The sequence below is a fragment of the Streptomyces sp. URMC 123 genome (assembly GCF_051386515.1).
GTDB lineage: Bacteria > Actinomycetota > Actinomycetes > Streptomycetales > Streptomycetaceae > Streptomyces.
The window spans coordinates 1-10,304 of sequence record NZ_JBPQTV010000230.1; the positions used below are offsets into that span (position 1 = coordinate 1).

8 protein-coding genes are annotated in these 10,304 nt (G+C 72.4%); 7 read left to right on the forward strand and 1 reads right to left on the reverse strand.

The features are described 5' to 3' along the window. Window positions 1–377: 377 nt before the first annotated feature. The 6 genes from ACSNOD_RS22685 to ACSNOD_RS22710 all read left to right on the forward strand — a co-directional run bounded on the left by ACSNOD_RS22685 (window position 378) and on the right by ACSNOD_RS22710 (window position 6,643). Complete coding sequence (locus tag ACSNOD_RS22685; RefSeq protein ID WP_436768860.1) at window positions 378–1,148, forward strand: redox-sensing transcriptional repressor Rex; 771 nt, start codon at window positions 378–380, stop codon at window positions 1,146–1,148. Beyond that, the gene (locus ACSNOD_RS22690; RefSeq protein ID WP_436768861.1) at window positions 1,145–2,569 is read left to right on the forward strand and encodes a glutamyl-tRNA reductase; all 1,425 of its coding nucleotides are present in this window, start codon (window positions 1,145–1,147) and stop codon (window positions 2,567–2,569) included. Before ACSNOD_RS22685 ends, ACSNOD_RS22690 begins: the two co-directional genes overlap by 4 nt. A gap of 14 nt (window positions 2,570–2,583) precedes the next feature. Then, window positions 2,584–3,588, forward strand: a complete 1,005-nt coding sequence (gene hemC / locus ACSNOD_RS22695; RefSeq protein ID WP_436768867.1) for a hydroxymethylbilane synthase — start codon at window positions 2,584–2,586, stop codon at window positions 3,586–3,588. Next, on the forward strand, window positions 3,585–5,249 hold the full coding sequence (locus tag ACSNOD_RS22700) for a uroporphyrinogen-III synthase (protein WP_436768862.1): 1,665 nt from the start codon (window positions 3,585–3,587) through the stop codon (window positions 5,247–5,249). The genes hemC and ACSNOD_RS22700 overlap by 4 nt, the downstream gene beginning before the upstream one ends. Beyond that, entirely contained in the window at window positions 5,246–6,274 is a 1,029-nt protein-coding gene (gene hemB / locus ACSNOD_RS22705; protein WP_436768863.1) for a porphobilinogen synthase, read from the forward strand. The genes ACSNOD_RS22700 and hemB overlap by 4 nt, the downstream gene beginning before the upstream one ends. Before the next feature lie 114 nt (window positions 6,275–6,388). Beyond that, the gene (locus tag ACSNOD_RS22710) at window positions 6,389–6,643 is read left to right on the forward strand and encodes a type II toxin-antitoxin system Phd/YefM family antitoxin (protein WP_436768864.1); all 255 of its coding nucleotides are present in this window, start codon (window positions 6,389–6,391) and stop codon (window positions 6,641–6,643) included. Window positions 6,644–6,729: 86 nt separating this feature from the next. On the opposite strand, the gene argS is transcribed toward ACSNOD_RS22710, so the two are convergent. Further along, a complete protein-coding gene (argS, locus tag ACSNOD_RS22715; protein WP_436768865.1) occupies window positions 6,730–8,490 on the reverse strand; it encodes an arginine--tRNA ligase in 1,761 nt (586 codons plus the stop codon). 126 nt (window positions 8,491–8,616) lie between these two features. On the opposite strand from argS, the gene lysS reads away from it, so the two are divergent. Continuing rightward, a partial coding sequence (gene lysS / locus ACSNOD_RS22720; protein ID WP_436768866.1) for a lysine--tRNA ligase occupies window positions 8,617–10,304 on the forward strand: 1,688 nt, incomplete at its 3' end.

Here is a 10,304-nt window from a genome sequence, read left to right on the forward strand (position 1 = left end):
CCCCGGCCCGGCCCCGTACCCCCTCCGCCGCACCGGGCGCCTCGTACGCCCCGGCGGCACGGCGATCATCGGCCACCCCGGGCACGCGCCGAAATTGGGTGCCTCGGGCAAACGTCGTCTACGATCAGCGTCGTTTTGGTCGGTTCGGGGGCATATCCACAGAGGAGCGTGAGGTCGTGCCCCCGTCGGCTGCTCAACGGCGACGCGGCGACGGCGGTTCCCGGATGTCTCGATTCACCTGCGTGACCCCGGTCACTTTGCTCGGACAAAGCGGACACCATCTTTGTGCACGCGTTCACAAAGACATAGCCTGGCGTCGATGGGGCGCTCTTGGGACGAAGAGCCGCCCGCAGCCCCGCTCTACCCGCAGGAGCACCGTGGCAACTGGCCGAACTCACCGACCGGCGACCCGAAGCCGAGGGATTCCCGAGGCCACCGTCGCCCGGCTTCCGCTGTATCTCCGTGCTTTGACGGCGCTGTCCGAGCGCTCGGTGCCCACGGTCTCCTCCGAGGAGCTCGCGGCGGCGGCCGGCGTCAACTCCGCCAAGCTGCGCAAGGACTTCTCCTACCTCGGCTCGTACGGCACCCGCGGGGTCGGTTACGACGTCGAGTACCTCGTCTACCAGATCTCCCGTGAGCTCGGTCTGACCCAGGACTGGCCCGTCGTGATCGTCGGCATCGGAAACCTCGGCGCCGCGCTCGCCAACTACGGCGGGTTCGCCTCCCGCGGCTTCCGGGTCGCCGCGCTGATCGACGCCGACCCGGCCATGGCCGGCAAGCCGGTCGCCGGGCTGCCCGTGCGGCACACCGACGAGCTGGAAGCGATCATCCGGGACAACGGTGTGTCCATCGGTGTGATCGCCACCCCCGCCGGCGCCGCCCAGCAGGTGTGCGACCGGCTGGTCGCCGCCGGGGTCACCTCGATCCTCAACTTCGCCCCGACCGTGCTCTCCGTGCCCGACGGCGTGGACGTGCGCAAGGTCGACCTCTCCATAGAGCTCCAGATCCTCGCCTTCCACGAGCAGCGGAAGGCCGGCGAGGACCTGGGCCAGGACATCGCGCAGCCGTCCGCCGCCGTCCGCGCGGCGGGCGTGGCCGATGGCCGCAAGGGACCCGACGGGGACGTGCCCGCCGTGATGCCGGCATGAGTCTGCTCGTCGTCGGCCTCAGCCACCGCAGCGCCCCGGTCAGCGTGCTGGAGCGGGCCGCGCTCTCCCCCGACACCCGGGTGAAGCTGCTGCACGACACGCTCGCCGCGCAGCCCGCCACCGAGGCCGCGGTGCTCGCCACCTGCAACCGCATCGAGCTCTACGCCGACGTGGACAAGTTCCACGCCGGTGTCGCCGAGCTGTCCACGCTGCTGGCCCAGCACTGCGGGGTCGGCCTGGAGGAGCTCACCCCCTATCTCTATGTGCACTACGAGGACCGGGCCGTCCACCACCTGTTCTCGGTGGCCTGCGGGCTGGACTCGATGGTCGTCGGCGAGGGCCAGATCCTCGGCCAGATCAAGGACGCCCTCGCCCTCGGCCAGGAGCTGCACACCGCCGGGCGGCTGCTCAACGACCTCTTCCAGAAGGCGCTGCGGGTCGGCAAGCGGGCGCACACCGAGACCGGCATCGACCGGGCCGGCCAGTCGCTGGTCACCTTCGGCCTGGAGCAGCTAGCCGGTGACGAGCCGGTCGAGCGGTGGATCGAGGGCAAGCGCGCGCTGGTGATCGGCGCGGGCTCGATGTCCTCGCTGGCCGCGACCACGCTGGCCCGCGCCGGGGTGCGCGAGCTCGTGATCGCCAACCGCACGCTGGAGCGCGCCGAGCGGCTCGCCGCCGGGCTGGCCGCGGCGCTGGCCCGGAACACCGAGCCGGGCGCCGCGCCGGCCGGGCCGTCGGCCCGCGCCGTGGCGATGAGCGCCGTGCCCGCCGAGCTCGCCGGCGCCGATGTCGTCGTCTCCTGCACCGGCGCGGCCGGCCTCGTGCTGACCGCCGACGCGCTGCGCGAGGCGCTGGCCGCGGGCGAGGCCGCCGGCCGCAGGCCCGGCGCCGACTCCGGAACCGGGATCGGGCTGTACGCGCTCGACCTGGCCATGCCGCGCGACATCGACGCCGCGGCGCACCGCATCGACCGGGTCCGCCTGATCGACATCGAGACGCTCGCCGAGGCCGCGGCCGACGCGCCCATGGCCGCCGACGTGGACCAGGTGCGGGCGATCGTCTCGGAGGAGGTCGCCGCCTTCGGCGCCGCCCAGCGCGCCGCGCACATCACCCCCACCGTGGTCGCCCTGCGCACCATGGCGGCGGACGTCGTCACCAGCGAGATCGCCCGGCTCGACGGCCGGCTGCCCGAGCTCGACGACCGGCAGCGCGCGGAGATCTCCCAGACCGTGCGCCGCGTCGTCGACAAGCTGCTGCACGCGCCCACGGTGCGGGTGAAGCAGCTCGCGGGCGAGCCCGGTGGCGCCGGGTACGCCGACGCGCTGCGCGAACTCTTCGACCTCGACCCGAAGGCGGTCGCCGCCGTCAGCCGGGCCGACTCCTCGTCGAGCACGATCGACCCGAACCGAGGGCGGGCATGATGAACGAGACCCCGATGGCTCCCGGCCGCCACGCCGGCGGACAGGACCGTACGGCACCGGACGCCGGCCGCCCGCTGCGGCTGGGCACCCGGCGCAGCGCGCTGGCCATGGCGCAGTCCGGCCAGGTCGCCGAGGCCGTGCGGCGGCTGACCGGCCGGCCCGTGGAGCTGGTGGAGATCACCACGTACGGCGATGTCTCCCGGGAGAGCCTGGCGCAGATCGGCGGCACCGGTGTGTTCGTCTCGGCGCTGCGCGACGCGCTGCTCGCCGGGGACATCGACTTCGCGGTGCACTCGCTGAAGGACCTGCCGACCGCCCAGCCCGACGAGCTGACGCTGGCCGCCGTGCCGCCGCGCGAGGACCCGCGCGACTGCCTGGTCGCCCGCGACGGGCTCACCTTCGAGCAGCTGCCCGCCGGCGCGCGGATCGGCACCGGTTCGCCGCGCCGCGCCGCGCAGCTCAACGCCTGGGCCAGGGCGCTCGGCAAGGACATCGAGACCGTGGCGATCCGCGGCAACGTCGACACCCGGATCGGCTATGTGCGCTCCGGCGAACTGGACGCCGTGGTGCTGGCCGCCGCGGGTCTGACCCGGCTCGGCCGGATCGACGAGGCCACCGAGAAGCTCGCCACCGAAGCGATTCTGCCCGCCCCCGGCCAGGGGGCCCTGGCTGTCGAGTGCGCCGCGGCCAACGCGGACCTCGCCGACCGGCTCGCGGAGCTGGACGACCCGTACACCCGGGTCGCCGTCACCGCGGAGCGTTCCCTGCTCGCCGCCCTGGAGGCCGGTTGCAGCGCACCTGTGGGTGCGCTGGCCGACCTGTTGGCCGACGGGCAGGTTGTCACCGAAATGCGCCTGCGCGGCGTCGTCGGCACCACCGACGGCTCGACGCTGGTGCAGATGTCCACCACCGGACCCGTACCCACGTCCCATGACGAAGCCATGGCACTCGGCCGCGAACTCGCCGCCGAGATGCTCGCGAAGGGTGCGGCCGGTCTTATGGGGGAGCGAGCACTTTGAGCCCCACCACCGCACGAATCGACCACCCGCAGCACTGCGCTCTCGGTCACGTCACCTTCCTGGGTGCCGGACCCGGAGATCCGGGGCTGCTCACACTGCGCGCCGTGGACGCGCTGGCACGCGCCGACGTGCTGGTCGCCGACCCTCAGGTGCTCGACGTGGTCGTCGCGCATGCGAGGGCAGGCGTGGACATCCCGCAGCGGCCCGGACATGACGAATCGTCAAGCCCCGCCGGTGCGCCCGAGCTCGGAGACGCCGCCAATCTTGTCATGGCGGCCGCGCGGGCCGGCAAGCGGGTCGTCCGTGCGGTCGCGGGCGACCCCGGCCTCGACGGCAACGCCGCCGGGGAGATGCTCGCCTGCGCCGCCGAGGGCGTCGTCTTCGAGGTGGTGCCCGGTGTGGCCACCGCCGTCGGGGTCCCCGCGTACGCCGGTGTGCCGCTGCGCACCGCCGAGGGCGGGGCGGACGTGCGCTTCGTCGACGCCCGGACCGCGTCGGCGCGCTGCTGGAGCGAGATCGGCACCAGCGACGCCACGGCCGTGGTCTCGGCGACGCTGGAGACGGTCGCCGCGGCGGCCGGTGAGCTGGTCGCGGCCGGCCGCAAGCCGGACACGCCGCTGACCGTCACCGTCGCCGGCACCACCACCCGGCAGCGGACCTGGACCGCCACCCTCGGCACCATCGCCCAGGTGTTCAAGTCCGCGAAGGTGCTGCCCTCGCCGGACGGCGGCCAGCCCGTCATAGCCGTGGTCGGCGAGCACAGTGCCGTGGCCCAGCGCGACCAGCTCGCGTGGTTCGAGTCCAAGCCGCTGTTCGGCTGGAAGGTCCTCGTGCCGCGCACCAAGGAGCAGGCGGCCTCGCTCTCCGACCAACTCCGCGGCTACGGCGCGGTGCCGCACGAGGTGCCCACCATCGCCGTCGAGCCGCCGCGCACCCCGCAGCAGATGGAGCGCGCGGTCAAGGGCCTGGTCACCGGGCGCTACGAGTGGATCGCCTTCACCTCCGTGAACGCCGTCAAGGCGGTGCGCGAGAAGTTCGAGGAGTACGGGCTCGACGCGCGCGCCTTCGCCGGCATCAAGGTCGCGGCGGTGGGCGAGCAGACCGCCAAGGCGCTGGTCGAGTTCGGTGTGAAGCCGGACCTGGTGCCCAGCGGGGAGCAGTCGGCCGCCGGTCTGCTGGAGGACTGGCCGCCGTACGACCCGGTCTTCGACCCGATCGACCGCGTCTTCCTGCCGCGTGCCGACATCGCCACCGAGACGCTGGTGGCGGGCCTGATCGAGCTGGGCTGGGAGGTCGACGACGTCACGGCCTACCGGACCGTGCGGGCCTCTCCGCCGCCGGCCGAGACCCGGGAGGCGATCAAGGGCGGCGGCTTCGACGCGGTCCTGTTCACCTCCTCCAGCACGGTGCGGAACCTCGTCGGCATCGCCGGCAAGCCGCACAATGTCACCGTTATCGCCTGCATCGGGCCGGCCACCGCCAAGACGGCGGAGGAGCACGGCCTGCGGGTCGACGTGCTGTCGCCCGAGCCGTCCGTGCACAAGCTGGCGGAGGCCCTGGCGGAGTTCGGCGCGGCGCGCCGGGCCGCGGCCGTCGAGGCGGGTGAACACGTCACCAGGCCGAGCGAGCGCCGGCCCGGATCGCGCAGGAGGCGCACGTGAGCAGCAGGCACGACTCCGGTCACGGAGGCACCCGGTACGGATCGTTCCCCGGGGCGCGGCCGCGCCGGCTCCGCACCACCCCCGCCCTGCGGCGGATGGTCGCGGAGACCCGGCCGCACCCGGCGGATCTGATCCTGCCCGCGTTCGTGCGGGAGGGCATCTCCGAGCCGGTGCCGATCGCCGCCATGCCGGGAGTGGTCCAGCACACGCGGGACACGCTGCGGAAGGCGGCCGTGGAGGCGCGGGCGGCGGGCGTCTCGGGGATCATGCTCTTCGGGGTGCCCGAGGACGAGAAGAAGGACGCGACCGGCTCGGCCGGCACCGACCCCGACGGCATCCTCCAGGCCGCCATCCGCGATGTGCGGGCCGAGGTCGGCGACGAGCTGGTCATCATGTCCGACCTGTGCCTGGACGAGTTCACCGACCACGGCCACTGCGGGGTGCTGGACTCCGCGGGCCGGGTCGACAACGACGCGACGCTCGAGCGGTACGCGGAGATGGCGCGGGTGCAGGCCGACGCGGGCGTCCACGCGGTGGGCCCCAGCGGCATGATGGACGGCCAGGTCGGGGTGGTCCGCGAGGCGCTGGACGCGGCGGGCCACGAGGACGTGTCCGTGCTGGCCTACACCGTGAAGTACTCCTCCGCGTTCTACGGGCCCTTCCGGGAGGCGGTCGGCTCCTCGCTGCGGGGCGACCGCAAGACGTACCAGCAGGACCCGGCCAACGCCCGGGAGTCGCTGCGCGAGCTGGCGCTCGACCTGGCGGAGGGCGCGGACATGGTGATGGTCAAGCCGGCCCTGCCCTACCTCGACATCGTCCACCGGATCGCCGAGGAGGTCGACGTGCCGGTGGCGGCGTACCAGATCTCCGGGGAGTACGCGATGGTCGAGGCCGCCGCGGCCAACGGCTGGATCGACCGTGACAAGGCGATCCTCGAAACCCTCACGGGCATCAAGCGCGCCGGCGCGCAGATGATCCTGACCTACTGGGCGACGGAGGCCGCCCAGCGCCTCTCCCACACCTGACGGCGCCCTCGGCCCCGACACCACGCGAACGGCCGGCCCCCACCGGGGGCCGGCCGTTTCCTTGTTTCCGTGATGTCCCGCCGCCGAAACGGCGACAACTGTACACTTCTGTGCATGAGTGACACGTTCCCCATGACGGAAGCCCGGGCGCGCTTCGGGACGCTGGTCCGCAGGACCGCCCATGCCCGGGAACGCATCACGATCACCGACCACGGACAGCCGGCCGCCGTTCTGATAAACCCTCAGGAGCTGGCGGAACTCGAGGACGCGCTGGCCGTGGCCGAGTACCGGTTCCGCTCCGCGGCCGGCACGCCGGCCGGCGTACCGCACGACGAGGTGCGTGCCCGGCTCGGCCTGGAGCGTGAGTGAACCGGGCTGAGCGCGGCCCCGGTCCGGAGTGACGGGAGCCCCCGCCGGACCGGCGGGGGCTCCCGTGTGGGGCGTCGAGGGCGACGTCAGAGGCGCTCGGGGGTGCGGATGCCCAGGAGGGTCATGCCCTGGCGGAGGGTGCGGGCCGTGAGGTCGCAGAGGAAGAGGCGGTTCTCCAGCATGGCCGGGGTCTCGGCCTTGAGGACCGGGCACTGGTCGTAGAACGCGGTGTAGTGCGAGGCCAGCTGGTAGAGGTACGAGGCCAGCTTGTGCGGCTCGTACGTCTCGGCGACGGCCGCCAGCGTGGCGGCGAACTCGTCCAGGTGGAGGCCCAGGGCCCGCTCGGCGGGGGCCAGGGGGAGCTCCGGGTGGGCGGTCGGCGCCGCGTCGCCCGCCTTGCGGAGGATCGACTGGATGCGGGCGTAGGCGTACTGGAGGTAGACGCTGGTGTCGCCGTTGAGGGACACCATGCGGTCCAGGTCGAAGACGTAGTCGCGGGCCATCGAGGTGGACAGGTCCGCGTACTTCACCGCGCCGATGCCCACCTGCGCGGCGCGCTCGGCGATCTCGTCCTCCGTGAGGTCCCGCGCCTTCTCGCGGACGATGGCCGCGGCGCGGTCGATCGCCTCGTCGAGCAGGTCCACCAGCCGCACCGTCTCGCCCTCGCGGGTCTTGAACGGCTTGCCGTCCTTGCCGAGGACCGTGCCGAAGCCGAGCTGGACGGCCTCGACGCCGTCGGTGAGCCACCCGGCCCGGCGGGCGGTCTCGAAGACCATCTTGAAGTGGAGGGACTGGCGGACGTCCACCACGTACAGCAGGGTGTCGGCCTTGAGGTTGGTCACGCGGTCGCGGATCGCCGACAGGTCGGTGGCGGCGTAGCCGAAGCCGCCGTCGGACTTCTGGACGATCAGCGGGACGGGGTTGCCGTCGGGGCCCTTGACGTCGTCGAAGAAGACGCAGAGCGCGCCCTCGGAGCGGACGGCGACGCCGGACTCCTCCAGCAGGCGGCAGGTCTCGGCGAGCATGTCGTTGTAGCCGGACTCGCCGACGATGTCCGCGTCGTGGATCTCGACGTCGAGCTTGTCGAAGACCGAGTAGAAGTAGATCTTCGACTCGTCGACGAACTTCTGCCAGAGCGCGAGCGTCTCGGGGTCGCCGGCCTGGAGGTCCACGACCCGGCGGCGGGCGCGGGACTTGAACTCCTCGTCGGAGTCGAACAGGGCGCGCGACGCCTTGTAGAGGCGGTTGAGGTTGGACATGGCCTCCTCGCCGGAGACCTCCTCGCCCGCCTTGTGGTCCAGCTCGTGCGGGTGCTCGATCAGATACTGGATGAGCATGCCGAACTGGGTGCCCCAGTCGCCGATGTGATGGCGCCGGATCACCTTCTCGCCGGCGAACTCCAGGATCTTGACGATGGCGTCACCGATCACCGAGTTCCGCAGGTGGCCGACGTGCATCTCCTTGGCCACGTTCGGCTGGGCGTAGTCGATGACGGTCGTGCCGCGCCGCTCGGCGAGCGGCACGCCCAGCCGGTCGTCCGCAGCCCGCTCGGCGAGCCGCGCGGTGATCGCCGCGTCGGCGACGGTGATGTTCAGGAAGCCCGGCCCGGAGACCTCGACCTCGGCCAGCAGATCGTCGGCCGGCAGGCCCTCGACGACCTTCGTCGCCAGCTCGCGGGGGTTGCCCTTCAGCTTCTTGGCCAACCCCAGGACGCCGTTGGCCTGGAAGTCCGCCCGGTCGCTTCGTCGCAGCAACGGGTCGGCGGGACCGGCCTCCGGCAGGGCTGCCGAGAGGGCGTCCGCGACGCGCTGGTGGACCGTAGCGGCAAGGGAAGGGACCGAGGCCATGGATACGTGCCGTTCGTCTGGTGGAAAGGGATGTCCGTCAGTATCCCACGGCCACCGGCCGCGCACGGGGTCTGGGAGAATAGGTGCGCCAGGCTTTCGAGCAGAGGAAAGCAGAGGAAGAAGGAAGTGCCGATCGTGGCTCAGAGCACTGAGGCCGACTGGGTCTCCCGGTTCGCGGACGAGGTCATCGCCGAAGCGGAGCGCCGCGCCCAGAGCACTGGGAAATCGGGCACCGCCCCGACCATCGTCTGCGCCTCCGGCCTCAGCCCGTCCGGGCCGATCCACCTCGGCAACCTCCGCGAGGTGATGACCCCGCACCTGGTCGCCGACGAGATCCGGCGCCGCGGGTACGACTGCGTGCACATCCTGTCCTGGGACGACTACGACCGCTTCCGCAAGGTTCCGGCCGGCGTCGACCCGTCCTGGGCCGAGCACATCGGCAAGCCGCTGACCTCGGTGCCGGCGCCGCCCGGCAGCGCGTACCCGAACTGGGCCGAGCACTTCAAGGCGCCGATGATCGAGGCGCTGGCGGAGCTGGGCGTGGAGTTCCACGGCATCAGTCAGACGGAGCAGTACACCTCCGGGGCCTACCGCGAGCAGATCCTGCACGCCATGCGCGAGCGCGGCCGGATCGACGCCGTCCTGGACCGCTACCGCACCAAGGACAAGGACAAGGCGGCCGGCGGCGCGAAGAAGCCGCAGAACCAGCAGCAGAAGCCGGTCGACGAGGCCGAGGTGCGGGCCGCCGAGGGCTCCGGCGCGGCAAGCGAGGACGACGGCAGCGCGGGCGGCGCGGGCTACTACCCGTACAAGCCGTACTGCACGGTGTGCGAGCGCGATCTGACCACGGTCACCTCGTACGACGACGAGACCACGGAGATGGCGTACACCTGCGTCTGCGGGCACGCCGAGACGGTCGCGCTCAGCGAGTTCAACCGCGGCAAGCTGGTCTGGAAGGTCGACTGGCCGATGCGCTGGGCCCACGAGGGCGTGATCTTCGAGCCCTCCGGGGTCGACCACTCCTCGCCCGGTTCCTCGTACGTCGTCGGCGGCCAGCTCGTCCGGGAGATCTTCGACGGCGTGCAGCCGATCGGCCCGATGTACGCCTTCGTCGGCATCAGCGGCATGGCCAAGATGTCCAGCTCCAAGGGCGGGGTCCCGACCCCGGCCGACGCGCTGCGGATCATGGAGGCCCCGCTGCTGCGCTGGCTGTACGCGCGCCGCAAGCCCAACCAGTCGTTCAAGATCGCCTTCGACCAGGAGATCCAGCGGCTGTACGACGAGTGGGACGCGCTGGAGCGCAAGGTGGCGGACGGCAGCGCGCTGCCCGCGGACGCCGCCGCGTACTCCCGGGCCGTCTCCACGGCGGCGGGCGAGCTGCCCCGGACGCCCCGGCCGCTGCCGTACCGCACGCTGGCCTCGGTCGTGGACATCACCACCGGCCACGACGAGCAGACGCTGCGCATCCTGCGGGACCTCGACCCGGAGAACCCGATCGGCTCCCTCGACGAGGCCCGGCCCCGGCTGGACCGCGCCGAGAACTGGATCACCACCCAGGTCGCGGCCGACCAGCGGACCCGGGTCCGCGAGGAGCCCGACACGGAGCTGCTCGCCTCGCTCGGCGACACCGAGCGCGAGTCGCTGCGGATGCTGCTGGACGGGCTGGACGAGCACTGGTCGCTCGACGGGCTCACGCACCTGGTGTACGCCGTGCCGAAGCTCCAGGCGGGGCTGCCGGCCGAGGCGAAGCCCACGCCCGAGCTGAAGGTCGCGCAGCGGACGTTCTTCGCGCTGCTCTACCACCTGCTGGTCGG